General features: G+C 64.2%; 21 protein-coding genes, 1 tRNA gene, 1 pseudogene and 2 riboswitches. Of the genes and pseudogenes, 14 read left to right on the top strand and 9 right to left on the bottom strand.

Annotated elements, in window-relative coordinates:
- Positions 1–150: 150 nt before the first annotated feature.
- The gene (locus JQ635_RS37165; RefSeq protein WP_211414724.1) at positions 151–1,287 is read right to left on the bottom strand and encodes a hypothetical protein; all 1,137 of its coding nucleotides are present in this window, start codon (positions 1,285–1,287) and stop codon (positions 151–153) included.
- Positions 1,288–1,595: 308 nt separating this feature from the next.
- Here JQ635_RS37165 and JQ635_RS37160 point away from each other — a divergent pair, with 308 nt between their 5' ends.
- Both JQ635_RS37160 and JQ635_RS37155 read left to right on the top strand, forming a co-directional pair.
- On the top strand, positions 1,596–1,841 hold the full coding sequence (locus JQ635_RS37160; RefSeq protein ID WP_007602543.1) for a zinc-finger domain-containing protein: 246 nt from the start codon (positions 1,596–1,598) through the stop codon (positions 1,839–1,841).
- Between the two features lie 19 nt (positions 1,842–1,860).
- Positions 1,861–3,063: an FAD-dependent monooxygenase gene (locus JQ635_RS37155; protein WP_211414723.1), complete on the top strand. Its 1,203-nt coding sequence runs from the start codon at positions 1,861–1,863 to the stop codon at positions 3,061–3,063.
- A gap of 13 nt (positions 3,064–3,076) precedes the next feature.
- Here JQ635_RS37155 and JQ635_RS37150 read toward each other — a convergent pair whose 3' ends face one another.
- Positions 3,077–3,505: a twin-arginine translocation pathway signal gene (locus JQ635_RS37150; protein ID WP_211414722.1), complete on the bottom strand. Its 429-nt coding sequence runs from the start codon at positions 3,503–3,505 to the stop codon at positions 3,077–3,079.
- 172 nt (positions 3,506–3,677) lie between these two features.
- On the opposite strand from JQ635_RS37150, the gene JQ635_RS37145 reads away from it, so the two are divergent.
- Positions 3,678–3,766, top strand: a tRNA-Leu gene (locus tag JQ635_RS37145).
- A 178-nt stretch (positions 3,767–3,944) separates the two neighbouring features.
- A complete protein-coding gene (locus tag JQ635_RS37140) occupies positions 3,945–4,220 on the top strand; it encodes a hypothetical protein (protein WP_211414721.1) in 276 nt (91 codons plus the stop codon).
- A 173-nt stretch (positions 4,221–4,393) separates the two neighbouring features.
- Here JQ635_RS37140 and JQ635_RS37135 read toward each other — a convergent pair whose 3' ends face one another.
- Complete coding sequence (locus JQ635_RS37135; protein WP_211414720.1) at positions 4,394–5,350, bottom strand: hypothetical protein; 957 nt, start codon at positions 5,348–5,350, stop codon at positions 4,394–4,396.
- Between the two features lie 306 nt (positions 5,351–5,656).
- On the opposite strand from JQ635_RS37135, the gene JQ635_RS37130 reads away from it, so the two are divergent.
- Positions 5,657–7,189: a hypothetical protein gene (locus JQ635_RS37130; RefSeq protein WP_211414719.1), complete on the top strand. Its 1,533-nt coding sequence runs from the start codon at positions 5,657–5,659 to the stop codon at positions 7,187–7,189.
- A gap of 2 nt (positions 7,190–7,191) precedes the next feature.
- On the opposite strand, the gene JQ635_RS37125 is transcribed toward JQ635_RS37130, so the two are convergent.
- The 3 genes and pseudogenes from JQ635_RS37125 to JQ635_RS37115 all read right to left on the bottom strand — a co-directional run bounded on the left by JQ635_RS37125 (position 7,192) and on the right by JQ635_RS37115 (position 10,766).
- Positions 7,192–8,484, bottom strand: a complete 1,293-nt coding sequence (locus tag JQ635_RS37125) for a hypothetical protein (protein ID WP_211414718.1) — start codon at positions 8,482–8,484, stop codon at positions 7,192–7,194.
- Entirely contained in the window at positions 8,481–9,776 is a 1,296-nt protein-coding gene (locus tag JQ635_RS37120; RefSeq protein ID WP_246584021.1) for a hypothetical protein, read from the bottom strand. The genes JQ635_RS37125 and JQ635_RS37120 overlap by 4 nt, the downstream gene beginning before the upstream one ends.
- Positions 9,777–9,987: 211 nt before the next feature.
- Positions 9,988–10,766: pseudogene (locus tag JQ635_RS37115) on the bottom strand (crotonase/enoyl-CoA hydratase family protein).
- Positions 10,767–10,853: 87 nt separating this feature from the next.
- Between JQ635_RS37115 and JQ635_RS37110 the strand changes: the two are divergent.
- The 4 genes from JQ635_RS37110 (at position 10,854) to JQ635_RS37095 (ending at position 14,184) form a co-directional block, all read left to right on the top strand.
- A complete protein-coding gene (locus tag JQ635_RS37110) occupies positions 10,854–11,435 on the top strand; it encodes a TetR/AcrR family transcriptional regulator (RefSeq protein ID WP_211414716.1) in 582 nt (193 codons plus the stop codon).
- A gap of 157 nt (positions 11,436–11,592) precedes the next feature.
- A complete protein-coding gene (locus tag JQ635_RS37105; protein ID WP_211414715.1) occupies positions 11,593–12,519 on the top strand; it encodes a hypothetical protein in 927 nt (308 codons plus the stop codon).
- Between the two features lie 220 nt (positions 12,520–12,739).
- Positions 12,740–13,990, top strand: coding sequence for a multidrug effflux MFS transporter (locus tag JQ635_RS37100; protein ID WP_211414714.1), 1,251 nt, complete (start codon positions 12,740–12,742; stop codon positions 13,988–13,990).
- A gap of 53 nt (positions 13,991–14,043) precedes the next feature.
- Entirely contained in the window at positions 14,044–14,184 is a 141-nt protein-coding gene (locus JQ635_RS37095; protein WP_211414713.1) for a hypothetical protein, read from the top strand.
- 9 nt (positions 14,185–14,193) lie between these two features.
- Here the strand turns inward: JQ635_RS37095 and JQ635_RS37090 are convergent, their stop codons facing one another.
- The 3 genes from JQ635_RS37090 to JQ635_RS37080 form a co-directional block, all read right to left on the bottom strand.
- Positions 14,194–15,789 (bottom strand): glycosyltransferase family 39 protein, encoded by a 1,596-nt coding sequence (locus JQ635_RS37090; protein ID WP_246584020.1) that lies wholly within the window; start codon positions 15,787–15,789, stop codon positions 14,194–14,196.
- 231 nt (positions 15,790–16,020) lie between these two features.
- Positions 16,021–17,628 carry an ABC transporter substrate-binding protein gene (locus JQ635_RS37085; protein ID WP_211414711.1) on the bottom strand — a complete coding sequence of 536 codons (1,608 nt, stop codon included), beginning with the start codon at positions 17,626–17,628 and terminating at the stop codon, positions 16,021–16,023.
- A gap of 132 nt (positions 17,629–17,760) precedes the next feature.
- Complete coding sequence (locus tag JQ635_RS37080) at positions 17,761–19,368, bottom strand: ABC transporter substrate-binding protein (protein WP_211414710.1); 1,608 nt, start codon at positions 19,366–19,368, stop codon at positions 17,761–17,763.
- A gap of 270 nt (positions 19,369–19,638) precedes the next feature.
- On the opposite strand from JQ635_RS37080, the gene JQ635_RS37075 reads away from it, so the two are divergent.
- The 5 genes from JQ635_RS37075 (at position 19,639) to JQ635_RS37055 (ending at position 26,277) form a co-directional block, all read left to right on the top strand.
- Complete coding sequence (locus JQ635_RS37075) at positions 19,639–20,769, top strand: M20/M25/M40 family metallo-hydrolase (RefSeq protein ID WP_211414709.1); 1,131 nt, start codon at positions 19,639–19,641, stop codon at positions 20,767–20,769.
- A 95-nt stretch (positions 20,770–20,864) separates the two neighbouring features.
- Positions 20,865–20,969, top strand: a riboswitch (glycine riboswitch).
- 3 nt (positions 20,970–20,972) lie between these two features.
- A riboswitch (glycine riboswitch) is annotated at positions 20,973–21,078 on the top strand.
- Between the two features lie 67 nt (positions 21,079–21,145).
- Positions 21,146–22,447 (top strand): D-amino acid dehydrogenase, encoded by a 1,302-nt coding sequence (locus JQ635_RS37070; RefSeq protein WP_211414708.1) that lies wholly within the window; start codon positions 21,146–21,148, stop codon positions 22,445–22,447.
- Between the two features lie 182 nt (positions 22,448–22,629).
- On the top strand, positions 22,630–23,571 hold the full coding sequence (locus JQ635_RS37065) for an ABC transporter permease (RefSeq protein WP_211414707.1): 942 nt from the start codon (positions 22,630–22,632) through the stop codon (positions 23,569–23,571).
- An 18-nt stretch (positions 23,572–23,589) separates the two neighbouring features.
- A complete protein-coding gene (locus JQ635_RS37060; protein WP_211414706.1) occupies positions 23,590–24,477 on the top strand; it encodes an ABC transporter permease in 888 nt (295 codons plus the stop codon).
- A 150-nt stretch (positions 24,478–24,627) separates the two neighbouring features.
- Positions 24,628–26,277: an ABC transporter ATP-binding protein gene (locus JQ635_RS37055; RefSeq protein WP_211414705.1), complete on the top strand. Its 1,650-nt coding sequence runs from the start codon at positions 24,628–24,630 to the stop codon at positions 26,275–26,277.
- Positions 26,278–26,300 lie beyond the last annotated feature (23 nt).

Below are 26,300 nucleotides of genomic sequence, written 5' to 3'. Positions count from 1 at the left end.
TCTTGAGGGGGGGACAATCGATCTTAGAGCATGATCCGGAAAAGTGTGCAGCGGTTTTTCCTCGCGGCAAACGCGGAACGCGATTGCGCGGAGATCATGCCCAAACAATAGCCCAGCCGCGCCGACGAATGACCTCAATCTCGTCGCGCTTTAGGCCTTAAGGGCCGCATCCGCCAGAGCGGCTTCGGCGGCGATCTGCGCGCGACGGAGCCGCTGCGCCCTCTTGCGATCGCACCAAGCCTGGGTCAGGCGCTCGGTGGTGGCCTTGATCGAGGACAACAGGCCGAACAGCGTCAAGACCGCGCCAAACAGCCACATCGCCAGATCGAACACGCCGCCGATCAGCAGCAGCGCGCCGCGCCCGAGCAGCTTCATGATCGCACGGGTCTTGCTGCCCTGCGCTTCGGCCAGCCGCGCCGCGCGCGCGACATCCTTGGGACCTTCGGCAATCCGCAGCGTGTCCATGGCACCGCGCGTGCCGGTCTTCTCGGCCACGCGCGTGACGTCCTTGCCGAGCCGGACCAGCGCACCGGCCTTCTCTGCCCGGAACGCAGCCTTGATCGCACTCACGGTCTCGCCCGGCCGGAACACGGAACCCTTGGCGACCGCGTTCTGAAGCATCGGGGTGTCGACGACGTCGCGTGCGGAACGGCCGGCCCATGCAGCTAACCCCTTGCCCAGCCGTCCGACCTTCCGCGCATCCTTCACCAGCGTCAGCCCGGCCCGCACCGGCGCTGCGCCGCCGACGGAGACGTAGGTTGCCGCCGTCACCGCAAGGCCCGCGGTCGCAAGGCCCAGCACCAGACGGTCGGTCTCCTCGCCCATCGCCAGATGCTTGCCCTCACGCACGACGTCCCTGACGTCGCCGATCACGAAGAGATCGCCGGCAACAGTCCCGGACAGGCTTGCGACATCGTCGGCGTTGCCGGTGACGAGGCCGGTGGCGAAACGTTTTGCGACATGCGAAGTGGAGTTTTCCGCCTTGACCGCATCGCTCACGCGATTGAGGAGGTCATCCGGCAGCGCGATGTTGCGGTCACGCGCCAGCGCCACAAAACTGTCGGCGAGATCGGCATCGCCTGATGCGAGCGCGGCCTCGATGTTGTCCTGGACCAGGTGGTCGTTCTGCCGCAGCAGCGCGTCGAGCCTGAGCTCGGAGAGCAGGTGCGGATCGTCCTGGGCGGCGAGCACCGCGCCGGCGTCGCGGGCATGCGGCGCGACCTGCGCAAGCAGAAGGCTGCAAGCCGCAATACCGGTCAACGCAGTGCTGATTCGGAGCCATTTCATGCGGAAAAGCCCGGACGGTCCTGGATCGCCAGCGCCCGATGATTCGTCTTTCGTCTCAAATTGCGCACGTCCACAGACATAGTATGCCAAAATTGCGACACAACGTCCCCGACGAAAGGAGGGCTTCTCTGGGGCGACAAGATTGTGTCGAATTTGCATGAGCAAATGAGCATGGGGTAGTTGCAACGTTTCGGTTCCGCTGGACTAGCAATCATCCGTACCCCCCAGTATGGTCCGCGGCGTCTCAAAAGATACCCGCGTCAGCGTTGATTGTGTCTGCCGCCACTGCCACTCCAGGATGAACTACGATGTCCGACCATGTCGTCCCGCACTTCCATAACGATGCCGGTGTCCCCGTCATCGAGATCGGCTCGCAAGAGTTCATGTGCGTGGGCGCCAATCCTCCGTTCGATCATCCGCACGTCTTCCTCGACCTCGGCAACGACAACGAGATCATCTGCCCTTACTGCTCGACGCTGTACCGCTTCGCGGCCGACCTGAAGGCGGGCGAAGCCCGCCCGCCGGAATGCGTCCTGAAGGACAAGGTGGCCTGACCGCGTCCATCGGCCAGGGGTGGCGCTCTCCCGAACGATTGTCATCGCCGGTGCCGGCATCGGTGGACTGACGGCCGCACTTGCGCTTGCCGCGCGCGGCTTCCGCATCGTCGTGCTGGAAAAGGCCGAGCGTCTCGAGGAAGTCGGGGCGGGCCTGCAGTTGTCCCCCAATGCCAGCCGCGTGCTGGTCGAGCTTGGCCTCTCCGACCGTCTCAAGCTGCGCGCCGTTGTTCCCGAGGCGGTCTCGATCATGAGCGCGCGGGCCGGCGGCGAGTTGGTGCGCATGCCGCTCGGCGAAGCGGCCTCGCTGCGCGCCGGCGCCCCCTATTGGGTGGTGCACCGTGCCGATCTGCAATCCGCGCTCGCCGGCGCGGTCGCCGACCATCCCGATATCGATCTGAAGCTGGGCGCGACCTTCGAAGACGTCGCCCCCCACGCCAAGGGACTGACCGTGGTCCATCGTAGCGGCACGATCCGCCGCAGCGATCTCGCCAGCGCGCTGATCGGCGCCGACGGCATCTGGTCGACGGTACGCCAGCATCTGTTTCCCGAGGTGCAGCCGCGCTTCTCCGGGCTGATCGCCTGGCGCGGCACGTTCGATGTCACGCAGCTGCCGAAGGACTACACCGCCCGGCGGGTGCAGCTCTGGATGGGGGCGAACGCTCATCTCGTCGCCTATCCGATTGCAGGCGGACGCCAGATCAACGTGGTCGCGGTGCTGCCGGGCACCTGGAACAGGCCGGGCTGGAGCACGCCCGGTGATCCGCGCGAGGTGATGGACGCGTTCGCAGCGCCGCGCTGGCCGCCGGCGGCGCGGATGATGCTCACCGCGGTCGACGGCTGGCGGAAATGGGCGCTGTTCGGCGTGCCCGACGGCTGCCCCTGGAGCAAGGGCCCGGTCGCGCTGCTCGGCGACGCCGTCCATGCGATGCTGCCCTTCGCCGCGCAAGGCGCCGGCATGGCGATCGAGGATGCCGCCGTGCTCGCGAAGCTCGTGAGCCTCGACGCAGCCGAGAGCACCGCGGGCATCACCGCCGCGCTGAAGCAATATGGAGCGGCGCGCCAGGCCCGCGTGCGGCGGGTGCAGCGGACCGCGCGGCAGCAGGGCCGCATCTATCATTTCAGCGGGCCGCTCGCGATCGCGCGCGATCTTGCGATCCGTGCGCTCGGCCCGGACCGCATGCTGGCGCGGCAGGACTGGATCTACGGCTGGCGGCCCTGAGGCCGGTGGAGTCTCAGCGCGCGACGCTGCCGGGTCTCGTCGGGGCGGGCTTGATCACCGGCGGCTGCGGGGTCGAGGCCGGCGGTTTTGCATCCGGCGGCGTCTCCCGGCACCTGTTGCGGCGCCAGGCGTCTTCGACGAGCTGCGCCTGCCCGCGCACCGCGACGTAGTCGTTGCGATAGGCGAGCTCGGACACGACGGCGCCGCCGGCCCCGGTCTCCGCCTTGTCCATCAGTCTCTGCAAATCGGCCGTCCGACTGGCGAGCCCCTTGCGCTCGCTCTCGAGCTGCTTGCAATCGTACAGATCGTACCTGGCGGGATCGGCAAAGGCCGGCGCGACCGTCTCGCTGATGCCGGCGCAACCGGCCAGGGCCGCGCCGCCGGCGAGCAGCACGAGAAGCGCGCCGCAAAAGCGCAGGGAAGCGGAAAGCGAAGCAGCCATGCCGGATGAATAGTCCCCGTGGATTGAGAATGCCTAAAGCAGCAACAGATGTCCGGATTGAGGCTTTGCCTTGTGCGCCCGGCTCGCTTAAGGAAGGACACAAGCCGGGCCGGCAAGACGCCAATTCCAGACGGCCGCAGGTGGACTTAAGTGTTTGATCTCGTTGGATCAAGCGGGCATGGCGGAATTGGTAGACGCAAGGGACTTAAAATCCCTCGGCGCGCAAGCGCTGTGCCGGTTCGACCCCGGCTGCCCGCACCATCCGAGCTGACGGGGCGAGGATGCCGGATGCGCCCCCTTCGATCGCATCGCGTTCGTCCTAGCCAAAAATTGAGTTTGCGCGGATACTAAACCTTAGCGAGTTTCCTGTAGACAGACGATCTACTGATGGGGCTCAACCGTGCATGGACTTCCCGTTATAGGCGGCCTAGTTAGCGGCTTGATCCTCGGCGTCTTCACTTCGTTTTTTCAGCTTATCGGACTGGCTGCGCTTGCTCTCGGTGCTCAGCAGTTTTTCAATGCCCCGCTCACGCCAAGGCAAGACTTGCTGCTTAATTTAACCGTCTATGCGATCTTGCTCTTGATCATCTTCTTTCGTGGTTTTCTCAGCAATGACGAACCAACTCGATCGCAGTCGTTCTATCGATCCGCCATCGTTACTTTCCCACTGCCGGGCATCTGGCTGATGTATGCATGGCCAACGTATGGCGGGTAGAGCTCGTGCGCGAGGCAGGCGGACGCTTAGTTGTCGCCATCAAACTAGTAGCTACTTCTGGCCCTTCTCGGACCTCGTGAAATGTCCACTTCTTCGCGCTGTTGGGGAACAAGCGGACATCGCGAATTTATGAGTACATGCCCTAGTGTGCCCGCCTTCGAGTCCGCGCGCGCTCAAACGGCAACATTCCGCTCGACCTGAAGCTCCCTGAAAACCTTCGTCACGGGCAGGTGAAACGGCAAATCCGTGTTGGTGTGGTGCCAGCGGAACGGACACGTCTTCTCGATCGAGATGCCCGGCGTCGAGTTGAGTGCGCCGAAGCCGTCGATCGTGCCCATCACGTCGATGATCTTCCTGTACCGCGGCGGCATCGCGACTGCCGCGGACACCGTGACGATCCAGAACTTGTCGGCGGGAATCCCCTGCTCGACCGCCGGTGTTTCCTTCAGCTCGTACAGTGCCTCCGAGATCACGAGGTTGCCCTTGGAGTGCCCGGTCACCAGCGAGAAGTTGAATCGGCCATCGCTCAGCAAAGCCATGACCGTCCTTGTATCCAGGCTGATGCGGCCGAGCTCGATCGGTGACGTCGGCGGGCTCAGGGTCTCCGGACGGTTGAGCGCCCGACTCATGTCGTCCAGCTCCTCGAACTGATGGCGCAGCCGGTTGAGGGTGCCGAACCAGAACCAGCCACCGAGCGCCTCGGTCAGGAGATCGGCAAGCCCGTAACCCGACACCACGGCAGCGACCGCGACACCAAAGGCGTCAGCGACATTCCGCGCGAAGGCCGCCGCCCCCAGCGCCGAACTGCCGACGCCCGCCACCGCCAGGATGCGGACATTGGCGCCGCCGGCATTGGCGAAGTCTTCCACGGTGTCGCAGAGCTTGAGCATCCCGGCGCCGGATGGCGGAACGATCAGGATGGCGCCCTCGCGTGCCAGCCAGGGGGCGGTCTCATGCGCCTCCTCATGGGTCACCTTGCCGATGTCGTAGAAGATTCCGTCGAGGACCGCGTTCCTGCGGCGAAATGACTCCAGCGCCGCCTCGCGCAACGGCGTCCGGGATTCGAAGATCTCCGCAAAACTGTTGCGGCCAAGCTGGGCCGTCGCGAGCGAGCGTTGCGTCGAGAGCATCATGGGTCTCCGCAGCCAGTCGAGCGACGGTTACCGTAGCAAGAACCTTGCCACCTTGGGTGGTATTACCGCGCCGTTGAGGCGGGCGCGGCCCGCCATTATCCGCAAGCAGGTCCGTACCCGCCCGTCGCGCAAACCATTCGTTTACCAACCCTCCCGTCGCCTTGCGGAACCCGCCGGGAGCAACCGACCTTTACTCGACCTTAGATCGTCTTCCCTTAAATCGAAGCATGTCTGCCGCCCATCGGCGCAGACTTCAGGGGAAATGCGGGGCCTGCAGCGCCGGCTTCGATGGTGAGAGTTTTCATGGACGCGCGCGAGAATTGGTCCCGGTCCGGGATTGGCGGGGCGCCCACGGGGCTCGGACGCTACCTGCACGGGCGCGAGATCTACCTCGTCCTGATCGCGTTCCTGTCGGTGTTCTACATTTCGAACGGGCCGGTCCAGCTCAGCCATTATGACCTCGGCTGGCACATCGCCGCCGGCGACCTCATCAGGGAGCGTGGCGAGATCCCGTTTCAGGATCCATGGGCGTTCACGCTCGCAGACAAGCGCTGGTACAATCTGTCGTGGCTCTGGGACGTGATTGCCAGCGTGCTTTATCAGCACGCAGGCCTTGCCGGGATCGTCCTGCTGGTCGTCGCCTGCGGCGCGGTCATCGTCGGATACCTCACCTCATGCGGCTTGCACAGCGGCGCGTCGGTCCCGGCGGTTTGCGTCACCGTCTTCGCCGCATGCCTGCTCTACCCCTGCTACGAGGCGGCGCCCAACACCTATCTGGCGGCATCGCCGAATATCGCGACCATGCTCTTCGCGGTGATCTTCTACGGGGAATGCCTGCAGCGGCGCAGATGGTACCTGTTGCCGGTGATGATGGTGCTGTGGGTCAATCTGCACGGCGGCTTCATGCTCGCCATTCCGATCATCGGCGTCTTCGCCGGCGTCGCCTTGCTGCGGCGGGACTGGACGAATTTCAGGAATTATTGCCTCGCGGGCGTCGGATGCTTCGCTGCGATCTTCGTCAATCCGCTGGGGTGGCACATCTACGACGGCGTGATGGCGACGCTGGGCCATTTCATCCAGGCCAATATCGGCGAATGGCGTCCCTACTTCCACAACATGGAGCTGCCCGGCAGCATTCCCGCCATCGCCTATGCGTTGACGTTCATTGCGCTGGAGCTGCGCTACCGAAACTCAAAACCCATTCCGGTGGAGCCGCGCCTCTTGGCATGGCTGTTCCTGTTCCTGGGACTCTACCAGTTCAGGTACATCGCGTTCTTCTTCATCTTCTCGGCGGTCCCGATGGCGCTGCACGTCGATCGCCTGCTGCCCGAGCGCCTGTCGAGGCTCGACATCCGCCGCGCGATGCTGGCAGCCGGGATCGTCGGCCTCGTCGTGCTGCCGCTCAGCTTCCTGCAGGTGAGACCGGCGCTGGCGCTGCCGGACATGCTCTCGGAGGAGGATGCCGCCTACCTGCTCGCGCATTCCACGCATTCGCGCGTGCTGAACCACTGGAATTCCGGCGGCCTCCTGATCTTCCGCACCCACGGCAAGGTGCCGATGTTCGTGGACGGCCGGGCGGCGACCGCCTATCCGGACGAACTGCTCCGCGACTATCTCAAGCTGGTGCGCTGGGACATCGACGAGGCCGCCTGGGACTCGGTGATCAGGAAATACAGGATCGATGCGGTGCTCTGGGTCAGGGGACACGAGCAGCTGAGGCAGTTCCTCATCAGTCGCAGAGGCTGGAGAGAAGACTACACCGGCGCCTATATGAGCCTCTACACCGCGCCGCCGGCCTCATCGCCCGAGGGCCCGAACGCGGCCGCGTCGAGATAGGATCACGTCCGCTTCGGTTGGTGCGGGAGCAGGATCCAGAAACAGATCAGCGCGAGCGTGAGCTGGCCATAGCCGCCCATGAACGCGGTGACCGAGGCCGACGCCAGGACCGGAATGGCGACCGCAACCGTGAGCGCGGCGACCATCATCACCGCGGGCAGGTCGGCGACGAGAACGGCCGCATAGAGCGCCACCTGGAAGAACGTGTACTCCTTGGGCCTGGGCGTGCAGAGATAGAGCGCGTACATCGCGAGCACGGTAATGCGCATCGCCGCGGCGGGATGATCGACCAGCCAGTCGTCGAGCGCCTGGAGCAGCGAGGCCTTGCCGGCGCGCCGCTGTAGCCCGGCCATGCGCCACACCGAAACCGCGAACGGCGCCAGCACGAGCGTGATCGCGATTGCCGCGTAGAGGCCGATGACGAACAGCTTGCTGCCGGCAAGTCCAATGCGATCTGCAAGTGTCGAGGCAATCAGCAGCAGCGACGGATTGACCTCGTTCACCGGCGAATGCTGTCCGGGGATCTGGCCGGTGATCGCACTGAGCCAGCTCCGCGACAGATCCGGGTAGAACACCAGCGAAACCAGGATCGGCAGCACGAACGCGCCCGCCGCCACCACGATCAGAAGCAGCTTGCGACGTCTCGGCTGCGGCAGGAAATAGAGCGCGGCGAGGATCGGCAGGAACACCAGCTTGAACGCGGTGACGAGGCCGAGCACGGCCGCACCGGCGAGCTGCGGCACGAGGCTGGCGTCGCCCCGGTCGCCGGACTGCACGGGACGCAGCAACAATGCGAGCGACGCCGCCGTCAGCAGGCCGCCGAGGATCTCGAAATTACCGGTCGCAACGACCCAGTCGAAGCCGAGGAAACCACCGAGCACGAGCACGAACCGCAGCACGGCGTCCCGCCAGCCCCGGCGGGTCGTGCCAAGACCGGGCAACAACAGCGCGCAGATCACCGCAAGGACAAGATAGATCGGCTTGTAATGGGCGACGAGAAAACCGCCGGTGCAGAGCGGCCGAAAGGCATCGAGAGTGACCGGAAGATAGGGATAGGAGAGTTTCGTATCCTTCAGGTTCTTGACGAAATAGGGATCGAGCCCATGAAGGTGAGCGTCCACCGCGGCGCAATTGATCCGCACGTCCCAGCCAAAGGTATTTTCTGCGGCGAGGTCGACGGTGACGGACATAGCGACAAGCGCCGCCGCGAGCAGGATCAACCAGGTCAGCCAGCGGCTCCCTGACGCGTTGGCGGCCAGGGATCCGGCATCCGCGGACGAGGCGAGGCTCGTCATGAATGCATGTCCTGCGCCTCAAGCCGCATCGGCTCCGCGCGAAAATCGAGCAGCAGGATCCAGAAGCATGCCAGCGCGACAATGAGGAGGATGAAGCCGCCCTCCACCGTGTGCCCCGTGATCGAGACCAGGCCGGGAGCGAGGAGACCGACGGTGAGCATGGCGGCGAGTGCCAGGGCCGGAAGATCGGCGATGAGAACCGCGGCATAGACCGCGAGCTCGAAGAAGGCATATTCCTTGAGGCGCGGCGAGCTGACGTAAAGCGCAAACATCGCAAGCACGGTCACGCGCGAGGCCACGTGGGGATGGTCGATCAGCCAGCGGTCGAGCCGCGTCAGAAGCGATCCCCCTGCCCGAGCCGGTCCACTGCCGACTGCACGCAGGACGGACAAGACGAACGGCACGAGCACGAGCGCGAGTGCTGCGAGCGCATAGGTGGCGAACATCACCGGCTTGCTGTCGCCGAGTCCGACCTGCTCCAGGAGGCTACGCGCCAGCAGCAGCAGTGACGGATTGGTTTCCATCAGCTCGACGGCATGCTGATCCGGGATCTGCTTCGTCAGCACACCCACCCAGCTCGAGAACAGGTCGGCGTAGAACACCCTTGAGATCAGGATCGGCAATGCGAAACCGAATGCGGCCACCGCGATCAGCACCAGCTTGCGCGCGCGCGGCAGCGGCAGGAAATAGAGCGCGGCGATCACGGGACAGAACACCAGCTTGAACGAGGTCACGAGACCAAGTAGTACGGCGCCGCTGACGCGAAACGAGAAGCCGTGGTCTTCCCATGCGCCAGATGTCGTTGGGCGAAGCAGAAGCCTCAGCGCGACCGCGTTCAGCGCGCCGCCCAGCATCGCAAAATTCCCCGACGCCCAGACCCATTCGAAGCCGATGAACGCGCCGAACACGCAGAGCAGCCTGAGCGCAACGTCGCGCGGGCTGGTTCGCGTCCGGCCAAGCCCCGGCAGCAGCAGGCCGCAGAGCACGGCGAGCACGAGATAGAGGCCCATGTGATGAGCGACGAGGGCGCCGCCTGCGCACACGGGACGAAACACGTCGAGCGTTACAGGCAGATAGGGGTAGGAGAACCTGGTGCCCTTCAAATTCCGGACAAAATAGGGATCGAGCCCGTCGGCATAGGCATCGACCGCGGCGCAATTGACGCGAACGTCCCAGCCGTAATTCAGGGGAAGCGTGCCGTCGCTGACGAGATTGCCGAGCACCAGCAGCGCCGTCAGCCCGATCAGCCAGGCAAGCCAAATGTTTCGCCTTGTGTTTCGCCTTTCGGTCATGTCGACCGAGGGGCCCAACCATCGTGCTACGTCGGACACTGCGAAAGACCTGTCTTGCCGGGTTCCTCTGGGGCGCCTGCATGGCGCCCCGTCAGGCCACAATGGACAGGATGAGTTGCGGATTCATCTCCCCGCTGGGCCGTCCGCGATCTTATGGTGAATGACTGGTTGCCGGCCCGCGGCTGGAATGTCAGCGGAACTCGTCGCCAGCCTATCGCGGCGCGCGAGCGGCCAGCCAGGCATCGAGCGCTTCACGCGTATCCCGTGTTGCCGCCATGCGCGCGAACTGCTCCCCCTCGATGGCGAGACCTTCGGAAATGGAGACGTTGAGGCCCCGCGTCGCGGCCGTGATGACCGGGCGACGGCCAGCTGCGAATGCCTGACGATGCGACCCGCCAGCGCGAAGGCGGCGTCCATGAGCTGCTCGTGTGGCACGACGCGGTTGACCAATCCCATCTCGAGCGCCCGCTGTGGTGAAAAGGAATCTCCCGTCAGCAAATATTCCAGCGCCCGCTTCCGGCCCGCGAGCCGCGGCAGGCGCTGGGTGCCGCCAAATGTCGGCGTGATGCCGATGGCAATCTCGGGCTTGGCGAAGCTTGCCCGCTCGCTCGCGACGGCAAGATGCACGGCTTCGGTGATCTCGCAGCCGCCGCCGAAGGCGATGCCGTTGACCGCGGCGATGACCGGCTTTGGAAACGCCTCCAGGCGCGCCGTCATCGCCTGGCCGCGCCGCACGAACGCCTTCACCGCGGCGTCGGGCCCGGCTTTCACGCTCTCCGAGAATTCGGCGATGTCAGCGCCGGCCGAGAACGCCTGGTCGCCCGCCCCGGTCAGGACGACGGCACGGATATTGGCATCGTCCTCGATGCGGTCGAGGATCACCATCAGGCGGTCGATGAGGGCGTAGCTCAGCGCGTTGAGCTTGGTCGGGCGATTGAACGTCAGCAGCGCAACGGCGCCGCGCGTTTCCGAGAGGACGAGATCGGACAAGTGGTGGCTCCTTCCAGGTCGAACAGGCGCGGAAGTCAGCACAGCGGCCTTGCCGTGTATACTCACTAGGCAGTATACATCGAAGTCATGTCGAGAAGCGGTGACAGCACGCGGGAGCAGATCGTCGTTGCGGCGACGCGCCTGTTCTATGGCGAAGGCATCAGGGCGGTGAGCATGGACGCCGTCGCCGAGAAGGCCGGCGTGACAAAGAAGACGCTCTACTATCATTTCACCAGCAAGGACGAGCTCGTCGCCGAAACCATTGCGGCCAGGGACCAGCCGACACTGGAGCTCTACATGCGCTGGTTCGCGGAGACCGACGGCAGCGTGGCCGACAAGGTCCGCGGTCTCTTCACCAAGCTCGGACGCTCCGTGAACACGCCGCGCTGGCGCGGCTGCGGCTTCCTCCGCACCATCGCCGAGCTCGCGAACACCCCGGCACATCCCGCCGTCAAGGCCGGCGCGGCCCACAAGAAGCGCTTCGAAGCCTGGCTCGCGACGGAATTACACGGCCATGGCATCGCCGGTGCGACGGCGCTCGCGCGCCAGATCGTGATCCTGCTCGACGGCGCCACCACCGTGATGCTGATCCATCGCGATCTCGACTATGTCGAGACGGCGGGGCAATTGGCGCTCGGCCTCGTCAAACAGGCCCGCAGCGCTGACTGACCTGTCCAATCAACGATAATTCTCGTCTTTGTCATGCGCCAGGCACCAACACAGCCTGGGATAGATCTTTTTCTTTCGTTCGATTTAAAGTACAGTAGGATCATTAAATAAGACCGAGGCGATCAATTTCAGATTCATATTTTTCAGGAGCGCCGGCATGCCTTTGACAGATGATCAAATCATCGAAGCGATTCAAAAGACGAACTCAGAAGCAATCGAGAAGAAGGTATATGACAAGATCAAAGGTGATTTGCTGAAACTGAAGTTTGCCGGCGGGATAGGCGTCTCGCTCGTTCTCTTGTTTGGGTTGTTCCATCAAGCCGCATTCAAGATAGTCGTTGAGCAAGGGGGCGCGGGACTACGAACAGAGATCCGCCAAGCAGTCAAAGATGACCTGACGCGTCTCGACGAAATCAAGCTAAGAGTCACGACTATGCGCGACTTGACGCAAAGCGATCTCAGCAATGCGTTAGCAAATGTCGCCAAGAGCCGCAGCGAGATGGCGGAAATCGAAAATCGCTGGAAGAACAAAGTCGACGTGACGAATAATCTCGTAGACTCATTGAACCAGAAGGCAGCCGAATTTGCTGACCGTGCCAAGGTGCTTGATGAGCGCATAAAAACCGCTCAATCGACGTCCGAAGCGATGGAGCGCCGGTACAAGCCCATCATCGAGAGTCTAGCCAAGAACCAGGAGCAGATATTCAACAACCAAAAAGAAACCGCCAGCCAATTGAAGACGTCGATTGCTGCTGTATCGAACGTCAGCGTGCCCGCAGCAGAATCATCGAGCAAAGGTATCGTGTACTTTCAATTTTCTGGTTACAGCAAAGATGAGGTCGATGGCATCAGGAAGGCAATAAGCGACGCAAGATGGACCGTGCCTGGAGCCGAGAATGTCCCCAGGAACATCTCAACCGAAGTCCGTTACAATCCCGCAGATGAGATCAAAGCTGAGGCTCTCCTGATAGATGTAAAGAATGTGCTCCGCAGACTAGGCATTAACGCCGATATCGCCCTCAGCAAAGAACCCTTGGTAAAGCCGGGAATATTGGAGCTTTGGATAGCCAAGACGACGAGCTGACATCCTTTCGGCCACAGGAGGCCACCCATATCCTCCTCCAACTCGTCTGCTTACCACTTCGGTCGGTCCGCCAGACCTCCACGTCATGCACCTCGATCCGGGCGGGCTACCTCACCAACTCGTGTCCGCCCCCGCCCCGCCTGACAGCCATCCCGAAACATGGGTTGTGCGCCGCAGCATAGACGTTAGAAAAAGCCCTGATTTCTAGAGGTGAGCTTCCTTGTCCGACGTCAATGCCGACGATTGGGTGTCCTCGGGACACCGGCCCATGGGTTTTCCCGAATTCGTCATCGTGATCGCGTCCATCATGGCGCTGAATCCGCTTGCGATGGACATGATGCTGCCGGCGCTGCCCAATATCGGCGCCGCGTTCAAGATTCCCGTCGCCAATCATCTCCAGCTGGTGCTGTCGACCTTCCTGATCGGCTTCGGCGTCGGCCAGTTCGTCATGGGCCCGTTGTCGGATCGCTTCGGCCGCCGCCCGGTGTTGCTCGGCGGCATGGCGGTCTATGCGATCGCGAGCGTGCTGGCCGTTGCCGCGCCCTCGTTCGAGACGCTGCTGCTGGCGCGCGCGCTGCAGGGGCTCGGCACGTCGGCGACGCGCGTGATCGCGACCTCGATCGTGCGCGACTGCTATGTCGGCCGCCGCATGGCGAGCGTGATGTCGCTCGCGATGATGGTGTTCATCGCCGTGCCCGTGATCGCGCCGTCATTCGGACAGGCGGTGCTGCTGGTGACGGCGTGGCGCGGCATCTTCGTCGTGCTGATGCTCTACGGCCTGCTCGCGCTTGCATGGTGCGTGCTGCGGCTGCCCGAAACCCTTCCCGAATCGGAACGCCGGTCGCTGGCGCCCGCCGACGTGCTCTCGGCCTTCCGCGAGACCGTGACCAATCGCCAGACCATCGGCTATGCGACGGCCGCCGGCAGCGTCATCGGCGCACTGTTTGCCTACGTGTTCTGCGCCCAGCAGGTCTTCACCGGCATCTATCACCTCGGCCATTACTTCCCGCTCGCCTTCGCTGCGATCGCGGCCGGCACGGCTGTGGCCGGTTTCCTCAATTCGCAACTGGTCGGACGGCTCGGCATGCGCGTGATCTCGCACGGCGCGCTGACGCTCTACACCGTGGTGGCGAGCGTGATGCTGCTGACGGAGATACTTGGCGCGCTGCCGCTCGCTTTGTTCATGGCGCTCTCGGCGCTGATGATGTTCTCTTTCGGCATGATGGTTGCCAACTTCACTGCGCTCGCCATGGAGCCGCAAGGCCACATCGCCGGCACCGCTTCGTCGCTCTACGGCTCGATCACGACCCTGATCGGCATCGTGGTCGGCATGGCGATCGGCCAAAGCTTCGACGGCACGCTGCTGCCGTTCTCGGTCGGCTTCTTCCTGTCGACGCTGGCAGCTCTCGGAATCGTGCTCGTGGTGGAGAAGGGACGGCTGTTCAAGCCGCATCATCGTCCCCTGACGTAGGAACTTCCCAGCGGCCTCGATGTTGTACTGCAGCAATTCGAAAGGCCGCTGCTATGGAACCGGAACTCCGCGAAGACCAACACGCCTCGGTGCCGAAGGACTCGGAGCGCCCCGAGCCGAATGCGGAGCAGGCCGCGTTCACCGCTCCTTTCGCCAGCGAAGGGCTCGAGCAGGTGCGCGACAGTCACTGCTGAGCGCGCGCCCTACTCCGCAGCCCGCTTGCTGGCGCTGAAATCTTCGGCGGCGCTCTCCGGTGCCGCGCTTCGTCCACGCGGCGGCACCATCAGCACCACCACCTCCCGCATCAGACCTGGCTTGCCCCATAGTGTCGCCTGCACGGTGAACTCGCGCTTGACGAAATGACCGGCGTGCGAAGACACCCCCTCCATCCAGTGGCCGCAATGATCCTGGTCGCGGAAGCAGAGTGCAGCCCAGCCGCGGTCCAGCGTCGTCTTGCGCGGCAAGCCCCAGCTGTATTGATACTCGAACGGCCGTGCATAACGCGGATGGTCGGGGCTGTAGAAGGCCGTCGCAAACGCCAGCGAATCGTCGCCGCTCACGGCGCCGAGCGGCTCGCCGGTCAGCGCGCGCCATTCGTGGGTCAGTTCGTTCGCGGCCTGCGCGTAGAAGTTCCGCCCCTCTTCGTAGCCGTGACTGTTGCGATAAACGGCATGGATCGGGGCCGCGACCAGAACGGCGGCAAGCGCAACGCCGGCCACGATCACCGTGACGTTGACGGTGTAGAAGCGCTCGATCGGATAGCGGGTGCCGCAGACCACGAGCACGACGAACAGGAACAGCCCCTGCAACGCCCACAGCGACGGCAGATCCGTTCCCATCGCCAGCGACGTCAGCACCGGCAGCACGATCGTGCCGATCGCAACGTAGAAGAGAAGCCGCAGGCCCCCACGCATCGCAGCGAAGTCGGCCGAAAACTGCTTCAGCCGCGTGCCGGCGATCATCGCCCAGCACACGGCCGACACGCTCATGGCCGCCGCCAGCCCCAGCAGGAAGTTCCTGACCTCGCTGAGCGAGCTCACGACATTACCGTTGGCGTGGGCCAATGCGTATGTGAAGGCCGACGCGCCCGTCGTCGCCAGCCAGTACAGATGCGGCGACAGCGCCGCGAGCCCGACGGCGACCGAGATCCAGGGCGACGCCGAGAAGAAATAGGCGCGCCGTCCCGGGTGTGCCAGCGCGGCAAAGGCGAAGCTCGCGACGAGGAAGATCGAATAATATTTGCCGACCATCGCCAGCGCCGTCGTGCACCCCACCGCAACCGCCCATGGCGCGGTGCGCGTCTCGAACGCGCGCAGGAAGCACCAGGTCGCCAGCGGCCAGGTCGCAAGCAGCACCGCATTGGCGTTGAAGCGCTGGGCGTGGAATTGATAGGCCGGCGTCAGCATCAACAGCAGCAGCACCAGCACGCGCTTGTGCCCGGTCACGAACTGCCGCGAGATCAGATCGACGAAGAACAGGGCGAGCCCGGCATTGGCCATCGCCATCAATTGCAGCGACCAGTCACCGAGCGGAAACACCGAGGTCCACGCTGCCGAAACCCAGCCCATCAACGGCGGATGCTTGTGATAGCCGAAGGCGAAGTTCCGTCCCAGCGTCCAGGCTTCGAGCGTATCGGGATGCAGGCCGCCGCCGGCATAGGCGATGGTGAGATAGAGCGTCCAGACCAAGACGAAGCAGGCGATGAGCAGCGGCACGGCCCAGCCCGCCTCGACGCCATCGAGCCAGCGCAGGAAAGGCCGGCGCCAGCGCGCCGGCGCGCGATCGGACCGTTCGGCCATCGCCTGGAATGCAAAATCGAACGGCACAGGAAGCAAATGGGACAAGGAAAACGATGCGCGAAGACGCCACATCTATTTCAGAACAGAAATAAATAGCAACAATTGGAAACTGGAAAGGTTAAAAAGCGGCCGCCTTCAACAAACGAAAACGGCGCCGCTGATGACAGCGGCGCCGCGGTGATGGTCGAGACGTAAGGCGCGAGCAGCGCCTTCCCCTACTCGGACTTGGTCTTACTCCGTCTTGTCGATGTTCCAGAACACCGGCGTTGCCGGGCCGTCGATCACGCCGGTGAGCGACTTCCGCCACGCGCTCGGCGCCTGATATTGACCGAGCGGCATGTAAAGCACCTGGTCATAGGCTTCCTTCTGGATCTCGGTCGCGATCTTCTTGCGATCCTCCGCCGAGCTCGCGCGAACGAAGGCGTCCTTGAGCTGCTCGATCTTGGCGTCCTCCGCCCAGCCGAACCAGCCGCCCTTCTTGCCCTGCCCGCCGACGGCGACGTTGGAGATCGGGTTGTCCACGTCGGCGCTGACCCAGTTGGTGATGAACATGTTCCAGCCCCCCTCCTTCGGAGGCTTCTGGCTGGCGCGCCGGCTCACCACCGTCTGCCAGTCGGTCGCCTGCAGGTCGACCTTGAAGCCGGCTTCGCGCAGCTGCTGGGCCACCACGATCGGTTGGGCCTTCAGCAGCAGCACGTCGCCCGGCGCCATGAGCACGACCGGGGTCCCGTCGTAACCGGACTCGGCGAGCGCCTTCCTGGCCGCAGCCATGTCGCCACCCTTCGCGAGGGTCTCGCCGCCAATGTCCGTCGCGAACGGCGTGTCGCAAATGAAGGCCGCAGCACAAGTCTTGTAGTATTTGGGATTGCCGATCAGCGCATCGAGCACGTCCTTCTGCTTGACCGCCAGGAATGCGGCGCGGCGGACCTTGACGTTGTCGAACGGCGGATGAAGGAAGTTCATCCGTGCGCCCGTCTGGAATCCGAACTTGTTCAGGATCTCGATCTTGAGGTCCCTGTCGGCTTCAATGGCGGGCAACATTTCGATGGCGGGATATTCCATGAAATCGACGTCACCCGACTGCAGCGCGTTCAACGCTGTCTGCGCGTCCGGCATCGTGATCCATTCGACACGGTCGACCTTCACCACCTTGCCGCCCGTGGTCCAGTTCGCCGGCTCCTTGCGCGGCACATAGTCGGTGTTCTTGACGTAGACCGACTTCACTCCCGGCTGGAATTCGCCCTGCACGAACTTGAAGGGGCCGGAGCCGATCTGCTCGGGGATCTGCTTGTCCACCGGCGTCTCGGCGAGACGCTTCGGCATCATGAAAGCGACCCGCGAGGACGGCTTGCCGATCGATTCCAGCACAAGCGCGTAGGGCTCCTTCAGCTTCAGCGTGATCGTCTTCGGGTCGGTCGCCTCGATGCTCGCGGTGAACAGCATCATCTGCTGCCCCATCCCGTCGACGGCGGCCCAGCGCTTCAGGGAGGCAACGCAATCTTCCGCGGTGACGGGCGTGCCGTCATGCCACTTCAGGCCGTCGCGGAGCGTGAAGGTGTAGGTCAGCTTGTCGTCGGAGATCTTCCAATCCGCCATCTGCGGCTGGATCTTGAAGTTCGAATCCGTCGAGATCAGCGTGTCATAGACCATGTAGCCATGGTCGCGCGAGATATAGGCGCTGGTGAAGATCGGATCGAGGATGCGCAGATCCGAATGCATCACGGCGGTGATGGTCTTGTCTGCGGCAAGAACTGGCGAGGCCAGTGCCGAAAACGCCACGACCGAAAGCGCGAGTTTGGAGGCGAACGCGAGACGTCCCCGGCGGATGAGTTGGAACATCGAAGCTCTCCTGGCAGTTCTGTTGGCAGTTTTCTTGGCAATTCTCCTGGCAAGCGGCGCCGCTGATGCCAGCGGCGCCGCGATGGTCGAGCTGAAAGGCGCGAGAAGCGCCTTCCTTACTTGGACTTGGCCTTACTCGGACTTGTCGACGTTCCAGAACAGCGGCGTTGCCGGGCCGTCGAGCACGCCGGCGAGCGATTTGCGCCAGCCGCTCGGCAGCAGGTACTGCCCGAGCGGGATGTAGATCACCTGCTCATAGGCTTCCTTCTGGATGTCGGCTGCGATCTTCTTCTGCTCGTCGGCCGAGGATGCACGAACGAAAGCGTCCTTGAGCTGCTCGATCTTGGCGTCTTCCGCCCAGCCGAACCAGCCCTTCTTGCCCTGGCCGCCGATCGAGAGATTGGCGATCGGGTTGGAGACGTCGGCCGCGACCCAGTTGGTGAAGAACATGTTCCAGCCGCCCTCCTTCGGCGGCTTCTGGCTGGCGCGGCGGCTCACCACCGTCTGCCAGTCGGTCGCCTGCAGGTCGACCTTGAAGCCGGCCTCGCGCAGCAGCTGGGCGGCCACGATCGGCTGCGCCTTGAGCGTCGTGACGTCGCCAGGCGCCATGATCACCACCGGAGTGCCGTCATAGCCGGATTCGGCCAGCGCCTTCTTGGCTTCCGCCATGCCGTTGCCCTTCACCAGGGTTTCGGAGCCGACGTCGGTCGCCAGCGGCGTGTCGCAGACGAAGAACGCGCCGCAGATCTTCTGGTACTTGGCGTTGCCGACGAGCGCGTCGAGAACGTCCTTCTGGTTCATCGCCAGCAGAGCGGCACGGCGCACCTTCACGTTGTCGAACGGCGGATAGAGGAAGTTCATCCGGCCGAGGGTCTGAAAACCGAACTTGTTGGAGACCTCGAGCGTGAGCTCCTTGTTCGCTTCCAGCACCGGCAGCATGTCGTAGGGCAGGTTCTCCATGAAGTCGATGTCGCCCGACTGCAGCGCGTTCACCGCGGTCTGCGAGTCCGGCATCGTGATCCACTCGACGCGGTCGACCTTCACCACCTTGCCGCCGGAGGTCCAGCTCGCCGGCTCCTTGCGCGGCACGTAATCGGTGTTCTTGACGTAGACCGCCTTCACGCCGGGCTGGAATTCGCCCTGCACGAACTTGAAGGGACCCGAGCCGATCTGCTCGGGGATCTGCTTGTCCGGCGGCGTCTCGGCGAGACGCTTCGGCATCATGAAGGCGACGCGCGAGGACGGCTTGCCGATGGAGTCGAGGACGAGGCCGTAGGGCTCCTTCAGCTTCAGCGTGATGGTCTTGGCGTCGGTCGCCTCGATGCTCGCCGTGAAGTCCATGAGCTTCTGGCCCATGCCGTCAACCGCGGCCCAGCGCTTGAGCGAGGCGACGCAGTCTTCCGCCGTCACGGGCGCGCCGTCATGCCATTTCAGGCCGTCGCGCAGCGTGAAGGTGTAGGTGAGCTTGTCGTCGGAGATCTTCCAGTCCGCCATCTGCGGCTGGATCTTGAAGCTCGAATCGGGGGCCACCAGCGTGTCGTAGACCATGTAGCCATGGTCGCGCGTGATGTAGGCCGTGGTGAAAATGGGATCGATGATGCGAAGGTCGGAATGCATCACCGCGGTGAGAGTCTTGCCAGCCGCAAGCACTGGCGAGGCCAGCGCCGTTGAAAGCGCGACGACCGACAGCGCAAGTTTGGAGGCGAGCGCGCGAGGCCCCCGGCGCATGAAGTTGGACATAAAAAGTTTCTCCTGACGTGAAACTGTTCAAAGGCAGGTTATTGGTTGAGCATCCGGTTCGTTCCTTGGGCGAACTAACCTCATGCAATGCCTTTATCTTTTCGAGACTTGCAGACAGTGTTGAGCGCGTCAATCCGGTTTCGTCGCAGCCCCTCGCGGCGCGCGCACGGGCTCCACAAAGATCGGTTTGGCTCTACAACGCTCTCCGCTTGTCCTGCCGCGCGCTGATGCAATGCGCGTTCCATCTTTCGCAGCTTGAGAGACATTAAGATGAATCCAGCCAATCTTCCCTTCGATTCCGAGGCCATGCTCGAGGGCCTGCGCACCTGGGTGGAATGCGAAAGCCCGACCTGGGACGCGAACGCGGTGAACCGCATGCTCGATATCGCCGCGCGGGACATGGCGATCATGGGTGCGACGATCGAGCGCATCGCCGGCCGTCAGGGTTTTGGCGGCGTGATCCGCGCGCGCTTTCCGCATCCGAAGCAGGGCGAGCCGGGCATCCTGATCGCCGGCCACATGGATACCGTCCACCCGGTCGGCACCATCGAGAAGCTGAAATGGCGGCGCGAGGGCAACAAGTGCTACGGCCCCGGCATCTACGACATGAAAGGCGGCAATTATCTCTCGCTGGAAGCGATCCGGCAGCTGGCGCGCGCCTCGTTCACGACGCCGCTGCCGATCACCGTGCTGTTCACACCCGACGAGGAAGTCGGCACGCCCTCGACGCGAGACATCATCGAGGCGGAAGCCGCGCGCAACAAATACGTGCTGGTGCCCGAGCCCGGCCGCCCCGACAACGGCGTCACCACCGGACGTTACGCCATCGCACGCTTCAATCTCGAGGCGACGGGACGGCCGAGCCACGCCGGCGCGACGCTGTCGGCAGGACGTTCGGCGATCCGCGAAATGGCGCGGCAGATTCTCGCGATCGACGCGATGACGACCGAAGACTGCACCTTCTCGGTCGGCGTCGTGCATGGCGGCCAGTGGGTGAACTGCGTTGCCACGACCGCCACCGGCGAGGCGCTGTCGATGGCCAAGCGCCAGGCCGATCTCGACCGCGGCGTCGAGCGGATGCTGGCACTCTCGGGCACCAACAACGACGTCACCTTCAAGGTGACGCGCGGCGTGACGCGGCCCGTGTGGGAGCCGGATGCCGGCACCATGGCGCTGTATGAGAAGGCGCGCGGCATCGCCAAATCCCTTGGCGCGGAATTACCGCATGCGAGTTCCGGCGGCGGCTCCGACGGCAACTTCACCGGCGCGATGGGAATCCCCACGCTCGACGGCCTCGGTGTACGCGGCGGCAACGGCCACACACTGGAGGAGTTCATCGAGGTCGATAGCCTCGTCGAGCGCGGGCGCCTGATGGCGGGATTGCTGGCGACGCTGGAGTAAATTGAATCAACTTCGCACTGCACAATGCGTTGGCAGTAGCGGTCTAAATTTAGCCTTGTCTAAAAATGAGGCGTATCGTACTGCTCGATCGTCCACGCGACGATGCGGGAGAGATCGCAACGAAGGTTTTCAGCTTTCGTTGCGGCGCCGACGGAGCAACCGCCCCGGAAACTCTCAGGCAAAAGGACCGTATCGTCAGGACGATCTGGAGAGAGGCGGCGCGATTTCAGGCAGTCGTGACGTCCACCGAAGGGGATAGTCCGTTGCAGGATCCGCAGCGGATCAAGCTCTCAGGTAACCGTGACAGATGGGGCGCCGCCAACGGCCTTTGGCCGGCGGTCAGCCTATCCTAACTCACGGGAGCCCCGAACCTGCCATGACCCATATCGCCATCATCGGCGCCGGCATCACCGGCGTGACGACTGCCTATGCCCTGCTCGAACGCGGCTTTGAGGTGACGGTGCTCGACAAGCACCGTTATGCCGCGATGGAGACATCGTTCGCCAATGGCGGACAGCTCTCGGCCAGCAATGCCGAAGTGTGGAACAGCACCGCGACGATCCTGAAAGGCCTGCGTTGGATGTTCCGGCGCGACGCGCCGCTGCTGATGAACCCGCGGCCGAACTGGCACAAATATTCGTGGATGAGCGAGTTCGTCGCCAACATCGGCAACTACCGCGCCAACACCATCGAGACCACGCGGCTTGCGATCGAAGCCCGCAAGCATCTGTTCGAGATCGCGGCGCGCGAAGGCATCGACTTCGATCTCGAGCGCCGCGGCATCCTCCACATCTATCACGACAAGAAGGGTTTCGAATCCGGCCTGCGCGTCAACGCGCTGCTGCAGGAAGGCGGCCTCGATCGCCGTCCGGTGACGCCGGAGGAGATCCGCGCGATCGAGCCGACGCTGAGCAAGGCCTATTATGGCGGCTTCTACACGCCGTCGGATGCGACCGGCGATATCCACAAGTTCACCCGCGGGCTGGCGGATGCCTGCAAGCGGCGTGGTGCGACCTTCATCCACGAAGCCGATATCGATTCAGTCGCGCGCGCCGGCAACGGCTTCGTGCTCGGCTGGGCCGATCTTGCCGCAAGCGATGCCGCAGCGCCTGCGCGCGGCATGCTGAAGGCGGATGGAGTCGTGGTCTGCGCCGGCGTCGCCAGTCGCCACTTCGCCGCCCTCCTCGACGATCGCATCAACGTCTACCCGGTGAAGGGCTACTCGATCACCGTGCAGCTCGACACCGCCGAGAGCCGCAGCGCGACACCGACCGTGAGCCTGCTCGACGAAGCCGCCAAGATCGTCACCAGCCGGCTCGGCGCCGATCGTTTTCGTGTGGCCGGCACGGCCGAGTTCAACGACTTCAATCGCGACATCCGCGCCGACCGCGTGCAGCCGCTGGTCGACTGGGTGCGCAGCAACTTCCCCGCCATCGAAACATCGCGCGTCGTGCCCTGGGCCGGGCTGCGTCCGATGATGCCGAACATGATGCCGGTGGTGCGCGCCGGACGGATACCGGGCGTGTTCTTCAACACTGGCCATGGCCATCTCGGCTGGACCCTGTCGGCCGCAACCGCGCAGATGATTGCCGGAACCATCGACGGCTGGCGCGGGCTCAACGGGCCGCCGATCGCGCCTTCACTTGGGGTTGAGCGCGAGTATCGTCATGCATCCTGAGTGGTTCCAATCGGGCGCGGGGCGGCCCCTTGCGACCGCCCTGCCCTTGGCACACAATTTGCCCCGAAAGACCGGTATCTCCGGCCGGCTTTCCCAGCCCGAGTGACAGGCGCGCATGATAGACACGTTCGAATCCACGGGCGCCCGAGAGCCCCACAAGTTCCGCAGCCGGAGATAGGTGCATGCTAGGTTATCTCATTCGCCGCGTTCTGGCCGCGGTGCCCGTGATGGGCGTCGTCGCGCTGTTCGTGTTCCTGCTGCTGCGGTTGACCCCTGGCGATCCCGCCGCGATCCTCGCCGGCGACAACGCGACCCCGGAGCGGCTCGAGCGCATCCGCGAGTCGCTCGGCCTCAACGAGCCGCTGATCGTGCAGTTCATCACCTGGGTGAACAAGCTGCTGCACGGCGACCTCGGAACCTCGCTGATCTCCAACCTGCCGGTGATGAAGATGATCGGCCAGCGCGTCGAGCCGTCGATCTCGATCGCGCTGTGCACCATCATCCTCGCCGTCATCGTCGCAGTGCCGCTCGGCGTGATCGCCGCGTGGAAGCACGGCACCTGGATCGACCGTTTCGTCATGGGCCTGTCGGTCCTGGGTTTCTCGGTGCCGGTGTTCGTGGTCGGCTATGTCCTGATCGAGGTCTTCGCGATCGATTTGCGCTGGGTGCCGGTGCAGGGCTTCCGCAGCATCTTTAACGGCTTCGGCCCGTTCTTCGAGCGCATCATCCTGCCGACCTGCGCGCTGTCCTTCATCTACATCGCGCTGATCGCGCGCATGACACGCGCGGCGATGCTCGACGTGCTCGGTGAGGACTATGTCCGCACCGCACGCGCCAAAGGCATCAACGAGGTCGCCGTGATGATGCGGCATGCGCTGCGCAACGCCGCCGTGCCCGTGATCACCGTGATCGGCACCGGCTTTGCGCTGCTGATCTCCGGCGTCGTCGTCACCGAGAGCGTGTTCAACATCCCCGGCATCGGGCGTCTCACCGTGGATGCGGTGCTGGCGCGCGACTATCCGGTGATCCAGGCCATGATCCTGCTGACGTCGCTGATCTACGTCGTCGTCAATCTTCTCATCGACGTCGCCTACACCCTGCTCGATCCCCGGATCCGGTACTGAGGCAAGGACAAGAACAAAATGTCGGTCGATACCCTTCCCCAGTCGTCCATCCCGATCACGTCGCCGCTGCGGCCGCGCTTCGGATTTCTCACCTCGACCCCGATCATCGCCGCGGCGACGTTCCTGCTCGCCCTGATCGTGGTGATCTCGATCCTCGCGCCGCTGATCGCGCCGCATGATCCGATCCAGCTCGCGCCCTCGCAGCGATTGAAGCCGGCCTCGGCGCAATTCCTGCTCGGCACCGACGCGTACGGACGCGACCTGTTGTCGCGCGTGGTCTATGGCGGCCGCATCTCGCTGCTGATCGGCATCGGCTCGGCGATCCTGTCGATCGTGATCGGCCTTTCGATCGGCCTCGTCTCCGGCTTCTTCAAGCTGGTCGATTCCGTGATGATGCGCATCATGGACGGCCTGATGGCGATGCCGAGCATCCTGCTCGCGATCGCCGTCGTCTCGCTCTCCGGCGCCAGCATCTGGACCGTGCTGATCGCGATCACCATCCCTGAGATTCCGCGCGTGGCGCGCCTGGTCCGCTCGGTCGTGCTGTCGGCGCGCGAGGAACCTTACGTCGAGGCTGCGATCTCGGTCGGCTCGAGCCTGCCGAAGATCATGTGGCGGCACCTGATGCCGAACACGATCGCGCCGCTGATCGTCCAGGGCACCTATGTCTGCGCTTCCGCCATCCTGACCGAGGCGATCCTCTCCTTCCTCGGTGCCGGCATCTCGCCGGAGACACCGACCTGGGGCAACATCATGGCCGAGGGCCGCCAGTACTTCCAGATCAAGCCCTCGCTGATCTTCTGGCCGGGCCTGCTGCTCTCGATCGCCATCCTCAGCATCAACCTGATCGGCGACGCCGCCCGTGACGCCCTCGATCCCCGCATGAAGCAGCGGGAAGGGAAGTGATGAGCAAGAGTTCAGTCATTCCGGGGCGCGACGCAGTCGCGAGCCCGGAATCCATTTCACGTCTTGTGTTGCGGCCCGATGGATTCTCAGGTGCGCAATTGCGCACCGTAGCTCGCGCTGCGCGCGCCCCGGAATGACGAGAGAGTCTGCATGACCAACCCTGTTCTCGACATCAACAATCTCGTCGTCTCCGTCGGCAAGAAGCCGAAGGGCGCCAACATCATCGACGGCATCTCGATCCAGGTGCGCGAGCGGGAGACGCTGTGCCTCGTCGGCGAAAGCGGCTCGGGCAAGTCGGTGACCTCGCTCACCACGATGGGCCTCCTGCCGAAGGGCACGCTGGTGCCGACCTCCGGCAGCGTCAAGCTGGTCGGCGAAGAGCTGCTCACCGCCACCGACCGCCGCCTGCGCCAGCTCCGCGCGACGCAGATGGCGATGATCTTCCAGGAGCCGATGACCGCGCTCAATCCGGTGGTGCCGGTCGGCCGCCAGATCGACGAGGTGCTGCGCGCCCATACCAAACTCGATGCGAAGGCGCGCAAGAAGCGCATCCTCGACATGATGGAGCAGGTCCGCCTGCCCCAGGTCGAGCGCATCTTCGCCTCCTACCCGCACCGCCTCTCCGGCGGCCAGCGTCAGCGCATCATGATCGCGATGGCGTTGGTGCTGGAGCCGAAGCTGCTGATCGCGGACGAGCCGACCACCGCGCTCGACGTCACCACGCAGAAGCAGATCCTGACCCTGATCCGCGACCTGCAGCGCGATCATGGCACCGCCGTGCTGTTCATCACCCACGACATGGGCGTCGTCGCCGAGATCGCCGACCGCGTCGCGGTGATGCGGCAGGGCCGCCTCGTCGAGACCGGCCCGCTCGAGACCGTGCTGCGCAATCCGACCATGGAGTACACCCGCAACCTGCTCGCCTCGGTGCCGAGCCTGGTGCCGCGGCCGCCGCGGGAGGAGAGCCGCGAGCCCGTGGTGCTGGAGGCCAACGACCTCAGCAAGGTCTACAAGGAGCGCGCGTTCTTCGGCAAAGGCCGCGAGGTCGTCGCCGCCGACAAGGTCACGCTGACGCTGCGCAAGGGCCGCACGCTCGGCATCGTCGGCGAAAGCGGCTCGGGCAAGTCAACGGTGGCGCGCTGCATCGTCCGCCTGATCGATCCGACCTCGGGCGGCGTGCGCCTGGCCGGCCGCGAGATCTCCGACATCTCGCGCCGCCTGCTCCAGCCGCACCGGCAGAAGATCCAGATCGTGTTCCAGGATCCCTACCGCTCGCTCAACCCACGCGTCAGCGTCGGCGAGAGCATCGCGGAGGGTCCGATCAATTACGGCGTCTCGCATGTCGACGCGATGAAGCGCGCCCGCGAGCTGCTTGAACTCGTCGGCCTGCCGGCCGATGCGGTGTCGCGCTATCCGCACCAGTTCTCCGGCGGCCAGCGCCAGCGCATTGCGATTGCCCGCGCGCTTGCGCTCGATCCGGACGTGCTGGTCGCGGACGAAGCGGTCTCAGCGCTCGACGTCTCGGTGCAGGCGCAGGTGCTGGAACTGCTCGACGAGATCCAGAAGCGGCTCGGCATCGCCATCCTGTTCATCACCCACGATTTGCGCGTCGCCGCGCAAATCTGCGACGAGGTCGTGGTGATGCAGCACGGCCGCGTCGTCGAACAGGGCCCCGCCGCCGAAGTGCTGACGCATCCGAAGGAGGCCTACACCAAGGCGCTGCTGGACGCCGCCCCCGGCCGCGACTGGGACTTTGCGAACTTCCGGCCGGTGGCGGAGGGCGTGGCGGCCACGCTGTAGCAACACTCACCGGTGTCGTCCCG

The organism is Bradyrhizobium iriomotense (genome assembly GCF_018130765.1).
GTDB classification, from domain to species: Bacteria; Pseudomonadota; Alphaproteobacteria; order Rhizobiales; family Xanthobacteraceae; genus Bradyrhizobium; species Bradyrhizobium iriomotense_A.
Note: the sequence above shows the minus strand (reverse complement) of the source record. Positions and strands in the feature narration are given on the sequence as shown.

Excerpts from the sequence above, each read along its gene's own strand:
- JQ635_RS37070 (WP_211414708.1), top strand. The coding sequence starts at position 21,146 with ATGACCCATATCGCCATCATCGGCGCCGGCATCACCGGCGTGACGACT.
- JQ635_RS37130 (WP_211414719.1), top strand. The coding sequence starts at position 5,657 with ATGGACGCGCGCGAGAATTGGTCCCGGTCCGGGATTGGCGGGGCGCCC.
- JQ635_RS37090 (WP_246584020.1), bottom strand. The coding sequence starts at position 15,789 with ATGGCCGAACGGTCCGATCGCGCGCCGGCGCGCTGGCGCCGGCCTTTC.
- JQ635_RS37160 (WP_007602543.1), top strand. The coding sequence starts at position 1,596 with ATGTCCGACCATGTCGTCCCGCACTTCCATAACGATGCCGGTGTCCCC.
- JQ635_RS37085 (WP_211414711.1), bottom strand. The coding sequence starts at position 17,628 with ATGTTCCAACTCATCCGCCGGGGACGTCTCGCGTTCGCCTCCAAACTC.
- JQ635_RS37125 (WP_211414718.1), bottom strand. The coding sequence starts at position 8,484 with ATGACGAGCCTCGCCTCGTCCGCGGATGCCGGATCCCTGGCCGCCAAC.
- JQ635_RS37105 (WP_211414715.1), top strand. The coding sequence starts at position 11,593 with ATGCCTTTGACAGATGATCAAATCATCGAAGCGATTCAAAAGACGAAC.
- JQ635_RS37120 (WP_246584021.1), bottom strand. The coding sequence starts at position 9,776 with ATGACCGAAAGGCGAAACACAAGGCGAAACATTTGGCTTGCCTGGCTG.
- JQ635_RS37060 (WP_211414706.1), top strand. The coding sequence starts at position 23,590 with ATGTCGGTCGATACCCTTCCCCAGTCGTCCATCCCGATCACGTCGCCG.
- JQ635_RS37080 (WP_211414710.1), bottom strand. The coding sequence starts at position 19,368 with ATGTCCAACTTCATGCGCCGGGGGCCTCGCGCGCTCGCCTCCAAACTT.
- JQ635_RS37065 (WP_211414707.1), top strand. The coding sequence starts at position 22,630 with ATGCTAGGTTATCTCATTCGCCGCGTTCTGGCCGCGGTGCCCGTGATG.
- JQ635_RS37055 (WP_211414705.1), top strand. The coding sequence starts at position 24,628 with ATGACCAACCCTGTTCTCGACATCAACAATCTCGTCGTCTCCGTCGGC.
- JQ635_RS37110 (WP_211414716.1), top strand. The coding sequence starts at position 10,854 with ATGTCGAGAAGCGGTGACAGCACGCGGGAGCAGATCGTCGTTGCGGCG.
- JQ635_RS37150 (WP_211414722.1), bottom strand. The coding sequence starts at position 3,505 with ATGGCTGCTTCGCTTTCCGCTTCCCTGCGCTTTTGCGGCGCGCTTCTC.
- JQ635_RS37135 (WP_211414720.1), bottom strand. The coding sequence starts at position 5,350 with ATGCTCTCGACGCAACGCTCGCTCGCGACGGCCCAGCTTGGCCGCAAC.
- JQ635_RS37165 (WP_211414724.1), bottom strand. The coding sequence starts at position 1,287 with ATGAAATGGCTCCGAATCAGCACTGCGTTGACCGGTATTGCGGCTTGC.
- JQ635_RS37075 (WP_211414709.1), top strand. The coding sequence starts at position 19,639 with ATGAATCCAGCCAATCTTCCCTTCGATTCCGAGGCCATGCTCGAGGGC.
- JQ635_RS37095 (WP_211414713.1), top strand. The coding sequence starts at position 14,044 with ATGGAACCGGAACTCCGCGAAGACCAACACGCCTCGGTGCCGAAGGAC.